Annotated in this window: 17 protein-coding genes and 3 tRNA genes; 19 read left to right on the top strand and 1 reads right to left on the bottom strand. The window is 38.0% G+C overall.

Going from position 1 to position 18,038, the window contains the following annotated elements; genetic code table 11:
* Positions 1–20: 20 nt before the first annotated feature.
* From DKL56_RS01500 to DKL56_RS01540, 9 genes are all read left to right on the top strand, one after another.
* On the top strand, positions 21–725 hold the full coding sequence (locus tag DKL56_RS01500) for a GntR family transcriptional regulator (RefSeq protein WP_109715162.1): 705 nt from the start codon (positions 21–23) through the stop codon (positions 723–725).
* A 146-nt stretch (positions 726–871) separates the two neighbouring features.
* Positions 872–1,930 (top strand): SEC10/PgrA surface exclusion domain-containing protein, encoded by a 1,059-nt coding sequence (locus DKL56_RS01505; RefSeq protein WP_109715163.1) that lies wholly within the window; start codon positions 872–874, stop codon positions 1,928–1,930.
* Between the two features lie 101 nt (positions 1,931–2,031).
* A complete protein-coding gene (locus DKL56_RS01510) occupies positions 2,032–2,547 on the top strand; it encodes a GNAT family N-acetyltransferase (protein WP_109715164.1) in 516 nt (171 codons plus the stop codon).
* Positions 2,548–2,665: 118 nt separating this feature from the next.
* A tRNA-Gln gene (locus DKL56_RS01515) sits at positions 2,666–2,737 on the top strand.
* 165 nt (positions 2,738–2,902) lie between these two features.
* Positions 2,903–4,084 carry an aminotransferase class I/II-fold pyridoxal phosphate-dependent enzyme gene (locus DKL56_RS01520; RefSeq protein WP_109715165.1) on the top strand — a complete coding sequence of 394 codons (1,182 nt, stop codon included), beginning with the start codon at positions 2,903–2,905 and terminating at the stop codon, positions 4,082–4,084.
* A gap of 62 nt (positions 4,085–4,146) precedes the next feature.
* A tRNA-Tyr gene (locus DKL56_RS01525) sits at positions 4,147–4,228 on the top strand.
* 7 nt (positions 4,229–4,235) lie between these two features.
* Positions 4,236–4,307, top strand: a tRNA-Gln gene (locus tag DKL56_RS01530).
* Between the two features lie 154 nt (positions 4,308–4,461).
* Positions 4,462–5,577: a hypothetical protein gene (locus tag DKL56_RS01535; RefSeq protein WP_109715166.1), complete on the top strand. Its 1,116-nt coding sequence runs from the start codon at positions 4,462–4,464 to the stop codon at positions 5,575–5,577.
* Positions 5,578–5,658: 81 nt separating this feature from the next.
* On the top strand, positions 5,659–6,357 hold the full coding sequence (locus DKL56_RS01540) for a GntR family transcriptional regulator (RefSeq protein WP_046306117.1): 699 nt from the start codon (positions 5,659–5,661) through the stop codon (positions 6,355–6,357).
* Positions 6,358–6,431: 74 nt separating this feature from the next.
* Here DKL56_RS01540 and tagD read toward each other — a convergent pair whose 3' ends face one another.
* Positions 6,432–6,818 (bottom strand): glycerol-3-phosphate cytidylyltransferase, encoded by a 387-nt coding sequence (gene tagD / locus DKL56_RS01545; protein WP_109715167.1) that lies wholly within the window; start codon positions 6,816–6,818, stop codon positions 6,432–6,434.
* A 125-nt stretch (positions 6,819–6,943) separates the two neighbouring features.
* On the opposite strand from tagD, the gene DKL56_RS01550 reads away from it, so the two are divergent.
* From DKL56_RS01550 to trxA, 10 genes are all read left to right on the top strand, one after another.
* Positions 6,944–7,675, top strand: coding sequence for a WecB/TagA/CpsF family glycosyltransferase (locus DKL56_RS01550; protein ID WP_109715168.1), 732 nt, complete (start codon positions 6,944–6,946; stop codon positions 7,673–7,675).
* Positions 7,676–7,677: 2 nt separating this feature from the next.
* Positions 7,678–8,778 (top strand): glycosyltransferase, encoded by a 1,101-nt coding sequence (locus tag DKL56_RS01555; RefSeq protein ID WP_109715169.1) that lies wholly within the window; start codon positions 7,678–7,680, stop codon positions 8,776–8,778.
* A 72-nt stretch (positions 8,779–8,850) separates the two neighbouring features.
* Positions 8,851–10,329 (top strand): nicotinate phosphoribosyltransferase, encoded by a 1,479-nt coding sequence (locus DKL56_RS01560; protein ID WP_109715170.1) that lies wholly within the window; start codon positions 8,851–8,853, stop codon positions 10,327–10,329.
* Positions 10,326–11,159, top strand: coding sequence for an ammonia-dependent NAD(+) synthetase (gene nadE / locus DKL56_RS01565; protein ID WP_109715171.1), 834 nt, complete (start codon positions 10,326–10,328; stop codon positions 11,157–11,159). Before DKL56_RS01560 ends, nadE begins: the two co-directional genes overlap by 4 nt.
* Positions 11,160–11,486: 327 nt before the next feature.
* Positions 11,487–14,123 (top strand): alanine--tRNA ligase, encoded by a 2,637-nt coding sequence (alaS, locus tag DKL56_RS01570; RefSeq protein WP_109715172.1) that lies wholly within the window; start codon positions 11,487–11,489, stop codon positions 14,121–14,123.
* A 52-nt stretch (positions 14,124–14,175) separates the two neighbouring features.
* Positions 14,176–14,433: an IreB family regulatory phosphoprotein gene (locus DKL56_RS01575; RefSeq protein ID WP_046306129.1), complete on the top strand. Its 258-nt coding sequence runs from the start codon at positions 14,176–14,178 to the stop codon at positions 14,431–14,433.
* Complete coding sequence (ruvX, locus tag DKL56_RS01580; RefSeq protein WP_046306131.1) at positions 14,433–14,861, top strand: Holliday junction resolvase RuvX; 429 nt, start codon at positions 14,433–14,435, stop codon at positions 14,859–14,861. Before DKL56_RS01575 ends, ruvX begins: the two co-directional genes overlap by 1 nt.
* A 1-nt stretch (position 14,862) precedes the next feature.
* Entirely contained in the window at positions 14,863–15,168 is a 306-nt protein-coding gene (locus tag DKL56_RS01585; RefSeq protein WP_109715173.1) for a DUF1292 domain-containing protein, read from the top strand.
* Between the two features lie 53 nt (positions 15,169–15,221).
* Positions 15,222–17,582: an endonuclease MutS2 gene (locus DKL56_RS01590; RefSeq protein WP_109715174.1), complete on the top strand. Its 2,361-nt coding sequence runs from the start codon at positions 15,222–15,224 to the stop codon at positions 17,580–17,582.
* An 83-nt stretch (positions 17,583–17,665) separates the two neighbouring features.
* Entirely contained in the window at positions 17,666–17,977 is a 312-nt protein-coding gene (gene trxA / locus DKL56_RS01595; RefSeq protein WP_074426377.1) for a thioredoxin, read from the top strand.
* The last annotated feature ends 61 nt before the right edge of the window (positions 17,978–18,038 follow it).

Genomic DNA, 18,038 nt, shown 5'->3' on the forward strand with positions numbered 1-18,038 from the left:
ATAGGTAGTGGTGACTTTAAGTGAAGGAAACGGGTTCTTTATACTCTCAAGTGATGGAGAAGATAAGACAGAAAATCATTAGTGGAGAATATCCAGTTAATAGTAAATTGCCAAATGAGTTTGATTTAAGTGAGCAATTTGATGTTAGCCGTGTTACTTTAAGAAAAGCAATTAAAGGCTTAGCTGATGATGGGTTGGTCGAAAAAATTCAAGGGGTTGGAACTTTTGTCCGGCAACCGCAGAAAGTTAAACGCATTGTTAGCTCCTCGGCCGTAGAGAGTTTTTCGGAAATAGCTGAAAAAGAGGGCTTTAAAGCTAGTGTCGAAGTAGTTAAGGTCAAGGAAGTAGAAACACCTGCTGAATTAAAGGATGTTCTTGAAAGTCGTAGAGCGCTGTTTATCGAACGGGTCCATTCGGTCAATGAAGAACCAATTATGCTTGAATGTAATTATTTTCCCTTACCTCGTTTTAAAAAGTTGAAGGACGAAGATTTACATAAGTCTTTGTATCAAATATTGCGTGAAAAATATCAAATCGATAAATTGAATTCACGTGACATGATTATTAGTGTTGCATTGGCAAGCCTGAGTGAAGCAAAGCTTTTGAAAAAATCGATTGGTTTTCCCCTGCTACTTTTGCAAGTTTGTGTTGAAGACGAGAATCATCAGGTGGTTCATGCTGGTCAACAATATGTTATTTCTGATCGATATGAATTCCATGTGTAGTAGAATATGATTCTTATCATTGGTATTTATAAAAGATGCAAAAAAGTTGATGAAGGAAATAAAGTGGTAATAACGTATAATTAGTTTTAGAATTAAACATAAACCATAAAGAGCCGTTAGGTAAAGAATACTCTTGAGGAAGATAAATGAAGAAAAGTAAACTTGCCCTTGTCGCGATTAACCTTATTTTTTTGGTAACTGTCCCAGTACTTGGATTGACTGAGTCAAATCAGGTGGCAGCAGCTACTGTTAAAGGCTATGTTAAAACTAGAAGCAATAAAAAAGTGCGCTTATACACGATTAAAGGCAAGCACTCTAATTTTTATGCAAGTCCAAAGTATCGTTATCCATATAGTTCGAAAAAGAAAATTGGTAAGCAAAAGCGTGTAGCATACAAGATTGGCAATAATTCTCACTGGATTTTAGCCAAAGATGCAACTGTAATAAAACAGCAAAGTCCTAAAAAATATGTTCAAGCCCAGCTCCAAATGCCAGTAGGATATACCAAGCTAGAGCTGTTACAAGCTTATCAGGGCAATCCTAGTCAGGCTTTTATCAATGCCTCAATTAAAGGGATGAAGACTAATAGCTTTAGTCGCATTAGTGCAGCTGAAAATGAAGAAGATAACCATAATATGGTAGACTTGGCTAAACCAACACCAGAACAAATTGATACTTTAACCACTTTTTCACTCCGCTTAATTAATCAGGCTAGAAGCCAACTAGGTCTTGATTTGTGGCAAGACAGCGTTGGTGCACGAAAACTAGCGCGTGACATAGCAATCCAATATACTGAAAATAATAAAACAATCAAGGATAGTCATTACGTTACTGGGATAGTTAAAGCATGTAAGTCCAATGGACTAAATCTTGATGATAATTATGTCGAGGACATGGCGGGTTTTTATAATCCTAATAGAATAATGTCAATGACAGAATTAAAGAAAAGCGTTTATTTTGGCTTGAAACAAATGATTTTTGGCTATACAGGTAGTGGTGAAGAGGGTCGAAATGATCGTAGCAACTATCAAGAATGGGAACATGCAGGCGACCTATTTAATACTCAAGGTTCTCTACATGATGGTGACTATAACTATTATGGTTTTAGCCTTTCCCATAATAATGATATTTGTTCCATGCACTTTATTAGTGTTCCAACTTATATTGTAAAAAATAATACGTATAATACTGGCTTTAAGCCATAATTAATTTGTAAAGAAGGTAGTCGAAAGTTGACTATCTTTTTTGTTAGCAAATAATAAAAAATGCTAAAATTAATTATCTTGAATAAAGTGAGGGTTAGAAAATGCCAACTTATATTAAATTAGCGCAAAAAAGTGACCTACCAGAAATAATGAAGATAATTGACGAAGCGAAGCAATTAATGAAAAATGATGGTACTCCTCAGTGGCAAGAAGGAAAACCTAATGAAGCAATATTATCTGATGATATTGAAAAAGAACGTGCATATTGTTTAATGGTTGATCACGATATTGCAGGAATTGCTGTTTTAATGACGACCCCTGAACCGACGTATAAGCAAATTGAAGGTGAATGGAACAATGATGTTGATCAATATGCGACAATTCACCGCATTGCGATTTCGACTCAGTTCCGTGGTCAGCATCTAGGTAAAATTTTTATGTCCAACTTAATTTCTCGTGGAATGATGCTTGGAATACATAATTTTAGAATCGATACACATGCTGTTAATAAGAGAATGCAAGGTCTAATTAAAGCTACCGGCTTTGAAGAACGTGGGGTTATTTATATTGATCAAACTGAAAACGGTGCTAGAAATGCTTATGAATTAAACCTGTAGTTTTGGCTAAGTTAATAAGGTAATTACGGATATAAAAAAATAATTTTCCCTCTTGACTTACGAACAACATTTTTCTATACTGTTAAATGTTGAGCGAACAAGTAAAAGCTCAAAGGAATGGGTTATAGCCAAGTGGTAAGGCACTAGTTTTTGGTACTAGTATGCGCTGGTTCGAATCCAGCTAACCCAATTGTTCTTACGAACACCCAACCCAAATAAAGGCAGTTCATTTAATTATGAATTGTCTTTTTTTATTATAAAAATTAATAACAAATTAAATAAATATGGTAGAAAAATAATTTTGTTAACTGTATAATTTAAAAAAAGCAAGAAAACAGAAGTTAGGGTGAAACATATGGTTAACTTAATTAATTACACTAAAAAAGGTCTAGCAGATCTTCCTTCAAATCCAATTTTGAAGTTTTCCGATTACGCAAGTAAGATTCCTGATGTTATCAAGTTCACTTTGGGTGAGCCTGATTTCGACACACCAGAGCACATCAAGCAAGCAGCTATCAAGAGTGTTACTGATAATCACTCACACTACGCTCCATCAAATGGAACAATTGGTTTGCGCAAAGCTGCAGCTAACTTTTTGGCTGAAAAATATGGTCAAAAGTATGATCCAGAAACTGAAGTTTTGGTTACTACTGGTGTTTCTGAATCAATTTTTGACACAGTTTTAGCGTGTCTTAACCAAGGCGACGTGATGATTGTGCCTACTCCTGTTTTCCCACTTTATATGTCTGATGCCAATATAATTAATGAAGGGGTAGAAATTGTTAAAGTTGATACTTCGGATGATGGCTTCAAGTTAACACCAGAAAAATTACAGGCTGTGCTTGACCAGTATGGTGACCGTGTTCGGATGCTAGTAATGAACTATCCTACTAATCCAACAGGGGTAACTTATACGCAAGAAGAGCTTGATGCATTAGCTGATGTGATTCGTGACAAGCCAATTTTTGCCTTGTGTGATGAAATTTATAGTGAACTTTGCTATGATGGTCCGCACGCTTCAATGGAGAAATCATTGCATGACCAAGTCATTGTAATGAATGGTGTCTCGAAGGCATGGGCAATGACCGGATACCGGATTGGAATTGTTTGTGCTCCAAAGGACGTTTTGGAACAAATCGCTAAGGTGCACCAAACAATCGTAACAACAGAACCCACACCAATGCAGGATGCGGCTGAAGAAGCATTTAAAAATGGGATGGATGATTCCAAGCCAATGAAAGAAGAATTCCAAAAACGGCGTGACGTTTTATACAAAGGTTTAACTGAAATTGGCTTTGAATGTGCAAAACCTGAAGGTGCCTTCTACATCTTTGCTAAAATTCCGGAAGGACTAGAGCAAGACGATAACAAATTTATTTATGACTTGGTTGATAAAGCTCATGTCGCTGTTACAAGTGGTTCATGCTTTGCAAAAGGTGGTGAAGGCTATATCCGTTTCTCATATGCAGTTGCTATGGCAGAGATTGAGGAAGGCCTAAAACGAATTGCAAAATACGTTGAAGAATATAAGAAGTAAAATAGCATAATTTTTGCTTGCAATTACGCATGTTTTTAGATAAGATAATTAACGTGCGTAACGGAGGAGTAGCGAAGTGGCTAAACGCGGCGGTCTGTAAAACCGCTCTCTCTGAGTTCGGCGGTTCGAATCCACCCTCCTCCATTATCAGTGGGTTATAGCCAAGTGGTAAGGCACTAGTTTTTGGTACTAGTATGCGCTGGTTCGAATCCAGCTAACCCAATTAAGATTACAAACTAAAGGCAGCTGTTGATAGTTGCCTTTTTACTTTCTTTTGTTGACTGTTTAAAATACAATTTTCATGCGAGAATAATGACTTGGCACTGAAAAAGAGTAGGATGATAGCTAGTTTGCTTTTTAACTAAGAAGGGAATTTTATGTCGAGACTAGTTAAAGTTGGGGCTGGAGGTAGTGAAATCGGCTGGCACGAAGCTTTAAAAGATTTACGTGCAGATGATGTATTACTTCTAGAACCGGGCTTTTATGAATTACCACAGGATACCCTGTTTTCAGACATTACAGTTAAGGGTACTGGTAGTTTGCCAGAAGATACGACAATTCTTGGCTATGTTAACATTGCGGCTGATAGTCAGTTTGTTAACTTAGAGAATTTATGCATCAATACTAATACAGATTCAAACAGCTTATTTGTGCCCGCTGAAGCAAACACTTATTTAACATTACGCAATTGCATAATTAAGGGTTACGGTAACGATACAGCAGCTATTGCTGCTAACGGTAAAGTGACCTTAGAACTGTATTCGACCATGATTTTAAATGGTTCACTATCTATTTTTGCAAACGCCGATTTTCGCTTAGAAATGAATGATTCTTCAATTGAACATGTTTCGGAAGAATTTGGTACTTTGGCACTTGAGGGTCACGGTACGGCTATTATTAACAATTCTCGTATTCATGGTAGTATTGATACTTTTACAAAAACAAATGCGGAAATTGATTTAAATAATTCCGTTACAAATTCAATGCTGCTTCAGGGTGAAGTTTGGCTGAATATGTTGAACAGTAAAGTCGTATCCGATGATGATACCTCGATGTATATTACTGATAAAACGTGGGCTAACATCATTGGTTCGGATTTTAATGGTGGAATCTATCTCGATAAAACACCGCACGTGATTATTCAAAACAGCCAACTTAACCGAATGATCGCAGTTAATGATGCAGAAATAACAATGATTAATTCTATTGTAGTTAATCATGCTGATTTTCAAGATAAGGCAAAGTGCTCGGCACGCAGAGTGACTTTTAATGGCGGTGCCGAATACCAATACTTTTTAGCGCTTGGTGACCAAGCATTTTTAGAAGGTCATGACCTGATTTTTAATTCTAACGGGGCCGACTTGGCAGTGAAAGATGCAGCCAGAATGCATGCTAGTGTGATTGCCAGCAGTGATGACTCGATTGCTGTTGAATGCAGTCAAGGAGCTAGTGTGCAACTTTTGGGTATGAAGTGGACCAACAAGAAAAAATAGCGCCAAAAAATTAATTTGATTTAGCTTGGCTAAAATAGACCAATTTGGAATATAATATGGTCATACATGGAGGTGTGATAATTGGAAGAACCAATGTACATCAAAATTCATAATCAAATAAAACGTGAAATTGAGAATCACGTATACAAAGTCGGTAGCAGAATTCCAGCCGAACGACAATTGGCGCAAAAATTTGGCGTTTCGCGAATGACTTTACGACAAGCAATCAAGACCCTTGAGGATGAAGGTATTCTAGAACAGCGCATTGGGAGCGGAACTTATGTGGCTAACCAAAAAGTTCAGGAAAAAATGTCTGGTATCATGTCCTTTACCGATATAACTCATGCTAACGGACAAACACCCTCAAGTAAGCTGATTTCATATCGAATTGGTAAGCCGTCATTGTCAGAAACTGAACGTCTCGACTTGGCTCCTAACCAAGAGGTCTTGCGAATGGAGCGTATTCGCTATGCCGATGATGTGCCTATTTGTTATGAGGTTGTAACTATACCACAGAGCCTGATTGCGAAAATGTCCAAGGCAGATATTTCATCGCACCTCTACCAAACGTTAGAAAAAAATGGTTATAAAATAGGTAGAGTAACAGAACATATTTCGGCTGCGATTGCTAATGAAAACTCTGCTCGTTTACTTGATGCCAAAAAAGGCGAGGCACTGATTACACGTCTGCAAGTAACTGAGCTCTCTACGGGATTACCTTTTGAATATACTAGGGCCAGCTATGTAGCTGATCGCTTCGAATTTACTTTTTCTAAATAAAAACTCTGAACTGCTTTAATTATGATATGCCGCACAAATTTGGGGGTCATATCATTAGCTTAGTTCAGAGTTTTTTATTTTAAATCTTGTTTGATTTTAGTAGAAGAGATTCCAGGTGTACGAGGTAAATAAACGACGTCACAATATGATTTGAGAAAATCAAATTTACCTTTCCAGTCATTACCCATTACAAAAGTGTCAATATCATACTTTTGAATGTCAGTGATTTTTTGGTCCCAGTCTTGTTCTGGAATAACTTCGTCAACGTAACGAATAGCTTCTAAAATAAACTTTCGTTCGGCGTAATTGTTGTATGATTCTTTATGTTTTTGCAGCTCATTGAATTCATCAGTCGAAAGACCGACGATCAGGTAGTCACCTAGCTCACGAGCGCGCTTTAGTAAGCGAACATGACCGTAGTGCAATAAATCAAAAGTGCCATAAGTGATAACTTTTTTCATTTGTAGTGTTACTCCTCTTACTTCGACAACTAAATATTATCATATTTATAGAAAAGGTAAAACATAGCCCGAAATGCCAAATTGTCTGCTAAAATAAGGTAAATTAATCGCAGGAGGAAACTAACATGAGTAAAGTAAGCGTTTTAGGCGTTGACTTTGATAATAAGAGTTTCAAGCAATTTCAGAATGAACTTATCGGTCGGATTAATACTCACCAATCTACCTTTGTAGTAACTGCAAATCCAGAAATTGTCATGTCAGCGAACGAAAATCCCGAGTTTATGAAGATCTTGAATTTTGATGCGGACTATGTCACTCCTGATGGAATTGGCGTGGTTAAAGCCGCTAAAATACTGGGAACACCATTAAAAGAGCGAGTGACGGGCTATGATTTATTTTCTTGGCTAATGAAATTGGCTAACGAGCGTAGTCTGAGGGTTTACCTAATTGGGGCTAAGCCTAAGGTAATACACGCAATTCAAACTAAAATTGCGCGTGAATATTCTGATATTCAGTTGGTTGGTGCAGAAGATGGCTACTTTAAAGATGATTTAGAAGTAGTCGCATACCAAATTGAACGTGCTGAACCAGATTTGGTTTTCGCTGCCCTAGGATCACCTCGACAAGAACAACTGCTTGATATTTTGCGTAAAAACTTATTACCTGCTTTGATGATGGGCGTAGGTGGCAGTTTTGATGTCTTTTCTGGAATGGTTAAACGGGCCCCTCAATTCTGGCAAAAAGCGCACTTGGAATGGTTTTACCGTTTGCTAAAAGAGCCATCACGTTATAAAAGAATGGGAAAGATTCCTAAATTTATGGTAGAAGTTTATAAGTCTAAAAAGGACCAAAGATAAGCATGAAAGTTTTGCATGTTAATGCTGGCCTCGAATCTGGTGGCGGGTTAACGCACATTATTAACTTATTAACTGAAGCTAAGCTGCAAGGTAAAGATTTTACGTTATTATGTTTAGCAGAAGGGCCGGTGGCCCAAGCTGCAAGGGAGGCAAAGTTAAATTGTCATGTACTAGGCTCAAATAGTCGCTACGATTTGACCGCGCTCAGGCGCTTAGCTACTTTTATCAACGAAGGCAATTATCAAATTGTGCACACTCATGGTGCGCGTGCCAATCTTTTTATGGCGCTAATTAAACGCCGAATTACTGCTAAATGGTGCGTAACGGTTCACTCTGATCCATATTTAGATTTTGAGGGAAGAGGACTAGCAGGTAAAGCTTTTACCAAAACTAATGTTAAGGCAATCAAGGCAGCAGATTGCGTATTTGCGGTAACACAGAAATTTGCTAATTTACTCACAGAACAAGCTCATGTTGATGGAAAGAAAGTTCATGTCATTTATAACGGAACTTTTTTCCACCAAGATAGCGACATCCCAGCTAAGTATGAACACCCTCATTTTAATATTGTTAATGTTGCGCGAGCTGAAAAAGTTAAGGGTCAAGAATTGCTGCTAAAGGCTTTAAAAAAACTGGATAATCAAAATGTTCATCTATATCTTGCTGGTGATGGTACACAGCTAGATAATTTGAGGACTTTAACACAAAAATTGGATTTGGGGTCACAGGTAAACTTTCAAGGCTTTATGACACATAAGCAATTGAAGCATCTTTATCGCCGTATGGATCTGGCTGTTTTAACATCGTATTCGGAAAGTTTCCCGCTTGTTTTGCTAGAGGCTAGTGACAACTTGCTACCACTTCTTTCAACAGCAGTCGGCGATATTAAAAAGATGATTCCGGATGGACAACACGGCTTTGTTGCCGAAGTCGGAAGTGTTGATTCAATTACCAACGCTTTGAAAAGTGCTGTCGCTATGCCACCGGCTGAGCTTAGACAAATGGCTGAGCGTGAAAAGAAATATGTTGCGGCTAACTTTTCTCTGGCACAACAATTAGCAAGTATTGAAAAAGTTTATCAAACACTGCTAGCAGTGCATTAAATTGTTTAAACTGGGATAAGTGGTTATAATTAAGAACAAAAAAATTTATTGTAATCAAGTTAAGAGGACACAATGTTTTACCAAGAACTAGACCAAGATGATTCTTTAACCCTGCATACTGATTTGTACGAAATCAATATGATGTATACCTACTTTAAAAAGGGTATTTCCGAGCGTAATGCTGTTTTTGAAGTATATTATCGTGAAGAACCATTTGGCAATGGCTATTCAGTTTTTGCGGGCTTAGAGCACGTAATACTATATTTAAATAATCTGAAATTCAAAGAAAGTGATCTCGAGTATCTAAAAAATAAAGTAGGATATGATGATGACTTTATTGACTACCTACGCAATTTGAAAATGAAATTGACAGTGCGTTCAATGAGTGAAGGTGAAATTGTTTTTGCCAATGAGCCGCTTCTTCAAGTAGAGGGACCGCTTGCTCAATGTCAATTGGTTGAAACGGCAATTTTAAATATTATCAACTATCAAACCTTATTGGCCACCAAGGCAGCAAGAGTGAAATTGGCCGTTCAAGGCGATGGCGTAATGGAATTTGGTACACGGCGAGCACAAGAAACGGATGCCGCAATTTGGGGAACTAGAGCTGCATATATTGGTGGTTTTGATTCCACTAGTAATGTTCGCGCGGGAAAACTATTCGGTATCCCAGTTTCTGGTACACACGCACATTCACTTGTTGAAGCCTTTGGCAGTGAATATGAAGCATTTAAGGCTTACGCCGAAACGCATCATGATTGTGTTTTCCTAGTTGATACGTATGACACGGTCAGAAGTGGTGTTCCTAATGCCATTCGAGTAGCAAATGAAAAGGGCGGCAAAATTAATTTCCAGGGTGTTCGAATTGACTCTGGAGATATGGCCTACATTTCAAAACAGGTTCGTCATGAATTAGATGATGCGGGCTACACGGACGCAAAAATTTATGCTTCAAACGATTTAGACGAGACAACTATCACTAGTTTGAAAATGCAAGGTGCCAAAATTGACGTTTGGGGAATCGGTACTAAGTACATCACCGCTTATGATCAGCCCGCACTTGGTGCTGTTTACAAGCTAGTGTCCATTGAAGACGACAGACATCAAATGCGTGATACGCTCAAAATATCTTCAAATGCGATTAAGGTTTCTACGCCTGGTAAAAAGCAAGTTTGGCGTATTTCTGCTAATACCGCTAAGAAAAATGAGGGTGATTGGGTTGCACGAGCTGGAGTTGATCCAAGAAAATTTGATTCACTCTACATGTTCCACCCGCAATATAACTACATTAATAAAGTCGTAACTGACTATACTGCTGAGCCACTACTTAAAGATATTTTTAAAGACGGCAAGTTAGTATATAAGCAACCTAAATTGATTGAAATAAAACAGTTCTGTGCTGCTAATTTAGACGGCTTGTGGGATGAATATAAACGTAGCTTAAATCCACAGGAATATCCAGTTGACCTCTCACAAGATCTATATGATAGTAAAATGAACTTAATTCAAGATATTCGTAACCATATTAATGAAGGAGAACTAGGTAAATGAGACCATTGCAAAAAGAAATAATTGCCTATGAACATGTTTTACCAGAAATTGATCCCAAAAAAGAAATTAGACGATCCGTTGACTTTCTCAAGGATTATTTAAAAGCTAACCCATTTTTAAAGTCTTATGTTTTGGGAATTTCAGGTGGACAAGATTCAACCTTAACTGGTAAATTATGCCAGATGGCAATTACCGAAATGCGAGAAGAAACTGGTGATAATTCATATCAATTTATTGCAGTGCGCTTGCCATATGGTGTTCAAGCTGATGCCAAAGATGCAGCTGACGCGGTTGCGTTCCAAAAACCAGATCAGGATATGATTGTTAATATTAAGCCTGCTGTTGATGCAATGGTTGCTAGTTTAAATGAAGCTGGACAAGAAATAACTGATTTTAATAAGGGCAATATTAAAGCGCGTGAGCGGATGGTTGTGCAGTATGGCATAGCTGGTGCTAATAACGGTGCTGTTGTCGGAACTGATCACGCAGCTGAAAACTTTAGTGGTTTTTACACAAAATATGGCGATGGTGCAGCCGATCTTACGCCTCTTTTCCGTTTGGACAAGCGTCAAGGTAAACAAATGCTCAAAGAACTTGATTGTCCGGAACATTTATACTTAAAGACTCCTACAGCTGATCTAGAAGAAGACCAACCAGATCTTCCTGATGAGACAGCTTTGGGAGTAACGTATCAAGAAGTTGATGATTACCTTGAAGGACGAGAAGTGTCAGACGAGGCCGCTGAAAAAATTGAGGCACTCTGGCGAAAGAGTGAGCATAAGCGCCGCATGCCAGTTTCGGTATTTGATGATTTTTATAAGCACAAATAAAAAGTGATCTAAAAATAACAAGATTAATTTGCAAACTCAGTATGTGAATGAGCTTCTAGATCTTCCTATTATGCATTGACAAAGATTGTGCAAGTAGTACAATTACTGTTAACTTAAGATATGTTTTTTAAATTAACAGTTCAAAGAGAGAGCTAATTGGTGAGAAGGGCTTACTGTTATTTAAAAAATGCTCCTTATAGATTTAACGAATAAAAATAATTAAGAGGTAACAAACACTGTTGCAATTGAGGTGGTACCGCGTTTTAAAGCGTCCTTGAATTTGGCAACGGTGTTTTTATTTTTGGATAAAAAAAGGGAGAGATATTGATGAAGAAACTAACAAGTTCGGAATTTAGACAAATGTTTTTGGACTTCTTCGAACAACATGGTCATATGGTGATGCCAAGTCAATCACTAATTCCGCAAGATGATCCAACACTACTTTGGATTAACTCTGGTGTTGCAACAATGAAGAAATACTTTGATGGCTCTGTTGTACCTAAAAATCATCGAATCACTAGTTCACAAAAATCAATTAGAACTAATGATATTGAAAACGTAGGTAAAACAGCACGTCACCAAACCTTCTTTGAAATGCTTGGTAACTTTTCAGTTGGTGATTACTTTAAAAAAGAGGCTATTTCTTGGGCTTGGGAATTTTTGACTAGTCCAGAATGGCTTGATTTGGATAAAGAAAAGCTTTATTGCACGGTTTATCCTAAAGATACTGAAGCACATAAAATTTGGCTTGAAGTTGGCATGCCTGAAGATCATATTGTTAAATTAGAAGAAAACTTCTGGGACATTGGTGAAGGTCCTTGTGGTCCTGACTCCGAAATCTTCTATGACCGTGGTCAAGAAAATAATGATGTGGCAGAAGACGATCCAGAGAACTTCCCTGGTGGTGAAAATGCGCGTTATCTAGAAATTTGGAACATTGTGTTCTCCCAATACAACCACTTGGCAAATGGTGAATATGTTGATCAACCGCATAAAAACATTGATACGGGAATGGGACTAGAGCGTGTACTGTCAATTTTACAAGACGCTCCAACTAACTTTGAAACTGATTTATTCTTGCCAATCATCCACGAAACAGAAAAGATGACTGCAAATAAGAAATATGGCGAAAACGCAGCAGACACTACTGCTTTCAAGATAATTGCCGATCACGTTCGAACAGTCAGTTTTGCTATTGCTGATGGGGCATTACCATCAAATACTGGACGTGGCTACGTTCTACGCCGGTTAATTCGTCGTGCTGATTTAAATGGTCAACGCTTAGGTATTAAAGGTTCATTTCTTTATAAATTAGTACCTGTTGTTGGTAAGATTATGGAAAGCCATTATCCAGAAGTTACTGATCAGAAGGACTTTATTGCTAAAGTAATTAAGAACGAAGAAGAACGATTCCAATTAACTCTTGATTCCGGTTTAACTCTACTTGATGACTTAATTGAAAAGGCTAAGAAGTCTGACGATAAAACAATTTCAGGAAAAGATGCATTTAAGTTATTCGATACTTACGGTTTTCCTTACGAATTAACTTTTGAAACTGCACAAGATGCAGGATTAGAAGTTGATAAAAAGGGCTTTGACGCTGAAATGAAAGCTCAAAAAGAACGGGCACGTAAAGCACGTGGTGATTTGCAATCAATGGGTGCACAAGATGAAACTTTAATGAACCTAAAAGATAAATCTGAGTTTGAGTACGGCGTATACGAAGACAATGCAAAATTGATTGATATTCTTGTTGATGACAAATTAGTTGATCGTGCTGATGGTGATAATGCAGTCTTAATCTTTGATAAGACTCCATTTTACGCTGAACGAGGCGGTCAGGTAGCCGATCACGGTAATATTTACAATCGTGAAGGTGAATTAGTTGCTCAAGTAACTGACGTACAACACGCACCAAATGATCAAAACATGCACTTTGTTGATGTTGTTTTGCCACTAGAAAAGGGTGAAGAATACACCTTAAAGATTGATCGTGTTCGTCGTGAAGGCTTGCGCCATTCACATACCGCTACGCACTTATTACACGCTGCTTTAAGAAGTGTGTTAGGTGAGCATACTCATCAAGCCGGAAGTTTGGTAGAGCCTGATTTCTTACGCTTTGACTTTACTGCTATTGAACCAATGACCGCGAAAGAAATTAAATCGGTTGAAAACTTAGTTAACCAAAAGATTTGGGAAGCAATTGAAGTTAAAACAACCATTACTGATCCAGAAAAAGGAAAAGACATGGGCGCTTTAGCCTTATTTGATGGTAAATATGGTGACAAGGTCCGCGTTGTTCAAATGGAAGACTTCTCAATTGAATTCTGTGGTGGTACCCACTGTGCTAATACCAATCAAATTGGTGTCTTCAAGATTATTTCCGAGTCAGCAATTGGTGCGGGAATGAGAAGAATTGAAGCAGTGATGTCCAAAAAGGCATATGAATACCTATCAAACCGCTCCGAATTATTGGACGAAATTCAAACAGAAGTAAAATCGACTAAACCTGAAGATATTCTTGATAAAGTTGGTAGTCTGGAACAAGAACTGCACGATAGTCAAAAACAAGTTGAAGACTTGAATTCACAAATTAACCAAGTTAAAGCTGGTTCAATTTTTAATAACGTTGAACAAGCGGGTGATTTATCAATTATTGCGCAAAAAGTTGACGTTAACGGTATGAATGACTTACGTGAGCTGGCTGATACTTGGAAGAGTGAGGACAAATCAGACGTTCTAGTTTTAGCTGCAGGTAAAGATGGCAAGGCCAACATGATTATTAGCCTAAATGACAAGGCGCTAGATGCAGGTCTCAAAGCAGGTGACCTAATTAAACAAGTTGCCCCAACCTTTGGTGGCGGCGGTGGTGGTCGTCCAAACATGGCTCAAGCAGGTGGTAAAAAACCTGAAGGTCTTGAAGATGCTATCAAACAAGTGATTTCAATCGTCACAGAAAATTAAGTGTTTGAGTTTAACGTGTTTTTCAAGTAAAATTATGCTAGGAGGAATGATTATGAGTTCGCTAGATAAGACAATGCATTTTGACTTTAATGAAAATAAAGGCAAGAATGTCTATGACACTCTCCAAGAGGTATATAATGCCCTTGAAGAAAAAGGATACAATCCGGTTAACCAGATTGTCGGTTACTTACTGTCTGGCGATCCGGCATATATTCCACGGCATAATGACGCACGTAATTTGATTTTAAAACATGAACGTGATGAAATAATTGAAGAGCTTGTAAAAAGTTATCTTGGTAAAAATAAATAATGCGCTTGCTTGGTTTGGATGTCGGTTCAAAGACAGTCGGAGTGGCAGTTAGTGATGAATTGGGAATAACCGCCCAAAAAGTTACAACCATTCAGATTGATGAAGATCGATTTAATTTTGGGATGCGTCCTTTAAAGAAAATCGTTCGTGAATATAATCCGTCCGGTTTTGTGCTAGGATTGCCTAAGAATATGGACGGTTCATCTGGTACTTCTGTTAAAAGAAGTAAGGCATATGGTCAAAGATTGCAAGAAAAGTTTGGTTTGCCAATTTATTATTCAGATGAACGCTTGACCACAGTTGAATCCCAGCGTGTACTGGTTGATGAAGCTGAAATTCATGACCGCCATAAACGTAAAGAAGTTATTGACCAAATGGCCGCGGTTTTAATTCTGCAAAATTATTTAGACCTAAATCGAAAGGATTAATATGACACAAGAAATACAAGGCGATGATCGCCAATTAACTTTAGTTGATGAAAATGGTAATGAGGAGTTATACGAAGTTTTATTCACTTTTCATTCAGACGATTATGACAAGTCTTACATTTTACTTTATCCGGCTTCGACGGATGAAGACGAAGAAATCGAAGTCCTTGCATTCAGTTTTGATGCTGACGCTGATGGAGATGTAACCAGCAACGATTTGCATGAAATTGAGGCAGACGATGAATGGGGTATGGTTCAGGGTGTACTCAATACATTCTTGGACGATGACCGTTTAAGCGGTGAATAAATGAAAAAGACTGGCGAAGCCAGCCTTTTTTTATTAATAGAGATTTTAAATAGATGAATAATAAAATATTAGAAACACTAGAATTTGCAAAAATCACTGAAAAATTGCAAAAAATGGCGATTACGGCTCCGGCTAAAAAAATGGCAGCTAAGCTTTTGCCAAGTGCTGATTTTACTCAAGTTGAAAGAGAATTAAGTCAAACACTAACCGGTGCAAATTTGTTGCGCATAAAAGGTCAGATGCCGTTAACTGACTTCAAGGATGTTACGCCAAGTACAAAACGTTTGCGAATTAAGGCTAATTTGAATGCCCATGAATTGGGTAACTTGCTACTAGTACTAACTCTGGCTAATGACATTAATAACTTTGTGGCTGATGTAGATGAAGAAGAACTTGATTTATCGACCATTGAAACTATTTTAGCAGAGTTAGATGTACCAGATACCTTATTCAATCAGTTAAAAAAGGCGCTTGATTATGACGGTGAAATTCTTGATAGTGCCTCCACTAAGTTGGCACAGCTACGTCATGAACTAAAAAATAATGACCGTGAAATCAAGAATCGAATGGATGCTTACACTAAGGGGAGCAGTAGCAAGTATTTGTCTGAACAAATTGTGACAATCAGAGATGAGCGCTACGTTATTCCAGTTAAGCAAGAATACCGAAATAAGTTTGGCGGTGTAGTTCATGATCAAAGTGCCAGTGGACAAACACTATTTATTGAGCCTAGCAGCGTCCTGAACCTAAATAATCAACAACAAAACTTGCTTGCGGAAGAAAGACGTGAAATTGAACGCATTTTACGTAATCTTTCTGATTTAGCACGCGAAGAGGTTGATCAAATTGATACTATTTTTTCTGCAATTGTTCAGTTAGACTTCATTCAGGCTAAGGCAAGGCTTGCTCATGAAATGAAAGCGACCGAGCCTAAATTAACGCAGGACCACTCACTTTCATTTATTAAAGCGAGACACCCTTTAATTGATCCTGAAAAAGTTGTGGCTAATGATATCCGTTTGGGCGAAGAATTTGACACAATTTTAATAACGGGACCGAACACAGGTGGTAAAACAATCACTTTGAAAACTGTTGGTTTGTTGCAGTTAATGGCACAAGCAGGCCTATTTATTCCAGCTGCTGAGGGCAGTAAAGCAGCAGTTTTCCGTGATATTTGTGCTGATATTGGTGATGAACAGTCAATTGAGCAATCGCTCAGTACCTTTTCATCCCACATTAATGGCATCATTGATATTATGAAAAATGTCGATGATCAAACTTTGGTTTTAATTGATGAAATTGGTGCGGGAACTGATCCAGAAGAAGGAGCCAGTTTAGCAATTAGTATTTTAGACTTTTTACGCAAAAAGCAGGCTAAAATTATTGTAACCACACACTATCCGGAGCTGAAATTATATGGTTACAACCGGCCAAAAGTTACCAATGCTTCAATGGAATTTGATTTGAAGACCTTATCGCCGACTTATCGGCTGCAAATTGGGATTCCCGGTCACAGTAATGCCTTCGCAATTGCGCGTAGATTGGGGATGCGCGAAGACGTGGTTAAAAGCGCCGAAAGCCTCATGTCAGATGATAATGCCGACATTAATCAAATGATTGAAGAATTGACTAAGCAGACTAAGGCAGCAACAGATGCTCGCAATCATTTAGTGACCAGTCTTGATCGTAGCAAAAAGCTTGAGCTTAAACTGCAGCAAGCACTTGACTGGTACAATCAACGCGTCCAAAAGCAACTTGAATTTGCTCAAGAACGTGCCAATGAGGTTGTCGCAAAGAGTCGTAAAAAAGCCGAAAAGATTATTGAACAGCTTGAAAATCAGCAAGGCAGTTTAAAACAGAACGAGCTGATTGAGGCTAAAAGTGAATTTAACCAGCTTGAAAAGCAGAATGAAAATCTGGCGCATAATCGTGTTTTACAAAAAGAAAAACGCCGTCACCATGTCAATGTTGGCGATAAGGTTAAGGTGTTGTCATATGGCCAGACTGGTACAATAACTAAAAAGATGTCAGAGCATGAGTATGAAGTACAAATGGGCATTATTAAGGTTAAAGTCAGTGACCGTGACATTGAAAAAGTTGGTGTGGATAATGAAGCAAAGAAGCATTCAACCAAGCTAGTCCGCGCTACTGGTGCTAATCGTCGCAGTAATGCACGTAGTGAATTAGACTTGCGTGGACAGCGCTATGATGAAGCAATGACCAATCTTGATCGTTATATTGATTCAGTTTTACTGGCTGGGCTTGATGTAGTGACGATTATTCATGGTATCGGAACAGGTGCCATTAGAAAGGGCGTTTGGCAATACTTAAAGGCAAGTAGATACGTCAAAAGCTTTAACTACGCTCCTGCAAACGAAGGTGGCAACGGAGCGACGATTGTTCACTTGAAGTAGCGCGTTTAACTTGTAAAAAGTAAGTTACATGCTATAATTAAATTACTTATGAAGAGCTACAACTATTTAGGGAGGTTTTACTCATGGTTGATGAACTTACAGATCAAAACTTTGAAGAAGAAACTAAAGATGGCGTTGTCCTAACTGACTTTTGGGCAACATGGTGTGGTCCTTGCAAAATGCAATCACCAGTTATTGATGAATTAGCTGAAGAGCGTCAAGATGTTAAATTCACCAAGATGGATGTTGATGAAAATAAAGATACACCAAGTTCTTTAGGTGTAATGGCAATTCCAACTTTAATCATCAAAAAGAATGGTGAAATTGTTGATCGCTTGACAGGTTACACACCTAAGGCAAAGCTTGATCAAATTTTGAATCAATACACAGATTAAAAGTATAGGAAAAACCTTCTGCAATTAGCAGAAGGTTTTTTGATTGTTCTAACTTGGAAAG

Origin of the sequence: Lactobacillus apis, from assembly GCF_003150935.1 — a bacterium.
Lineage (GTDB): Bacteria > Bacillota > Bacilli > Lactobacillales > Lactobacillaceae > Lactobacillus > Lactobacillus apis.

Excerpts from the sequence above, each read along its gene's own strand:
- ruvX (WP_046306131.1), top strand. The coding sequence starts at position 14,433 with ATGCGCTTGCTTGGTTTGGATGTCGGTTCAAAGACAGTCGGAGTGGCA.
- DKL56_RS01555 (WP_109715169.1), top strand. The coding sequence starts at position 7,678 with ATGAAAGTTTTGCATGTTAATGCTGGCCTCGAATCTGGTGGCGGGTTA.
- DKL56_RS01560 (WP_109715170.1), top strand. The coding sequence starts at position 8,851 with ATGTTTTACCAAGAACTAGACCAAGATGATTCTTTAACCCTGCATACT.
- tagD (WP_109715167.1), bottom strand. The coding sequence starts at position 6,818 with ATGAAAAAAGTTATCACTTATGGCACTTTTGATTTATTGCACTACGGT.
- DKL56_RS01575 (WP_046306129.1), top strand. The coding sequence starts at position 14,176 with ATGAGTTCGCTAGATAAGACAATGCATTTTGACTTTAATGAAAATAAA.
- DKL56_RS01585 (WP_109715173.1), top strand. The coding sequence starts at position 14,863 with ATGACACAAGAAATACAAGGCGATGATCGCCAATTAACTTTAGTTGAT.
- DKL56_RS01590 (WP_109715174.1), top strand. The coding sequence starts at position 15,222 with ATGAATAATAAAATATTAGAAACACTAGAATTTGCAAAAATCACTGAA.
- DKL56_RS01505 (WP_109715163.1), top strand. The coding sequence starts at position 872 with ATGAAGAAAAGTAAACTTGCCCTTGTCGCGATTAACCTTATTTTTTTG.
- trxA (WP_074426377.1), top strand. The coding sequence starts at position 17,666 with ATGGTTGATGAACTTACAGATCAAAACTTTGAAGAAGAAACTAAAGAT.
- DKL56_RS01510 (WP_109715164.1), top strand. The coding sequence starts at position 2,032 with ATGCCAACTTATATTAAATTAGCGCAAAAAAGTGACCTACCAGAAATA.
- alaS (WP_109715172.1), top strand. The coding sequence starts at position 11,487 with ATGAAGAAACTAACAAGTTCGGAATTTAGACAAATGTTTTTGGACTTC.
- DKL56_RS01535 (WP_109715166.1), top strand. The coding sequence starts at position 4,462 with ATGTCGAGACTAGTTAAAGTTGGGGCTGGAGGTAGTGAAATCGGCTGG.
- nadE (WP_109715171.1), top strand. The coding sequence starts at position 10,326 with ATGAGACCATTGCAAAAAGAAATAATTGCCTATGAACATGTTTTACCA.
- DKL56_RS01520 (WP_109715165.1), top strand. The coding sequence starts at position 2,903 with ATGGTTAACTTAATTAATTACACTAAAAAAGGTCTAGCAGATCTTCCT.
- DKL56_RS01550 (WP_109715168.1), top strand. The coding sequence starts at position 6,944 with ATGAGTAAAGTAAGCGTTTTAGGCGTTGACTTTGATAATAAGAGTTTC.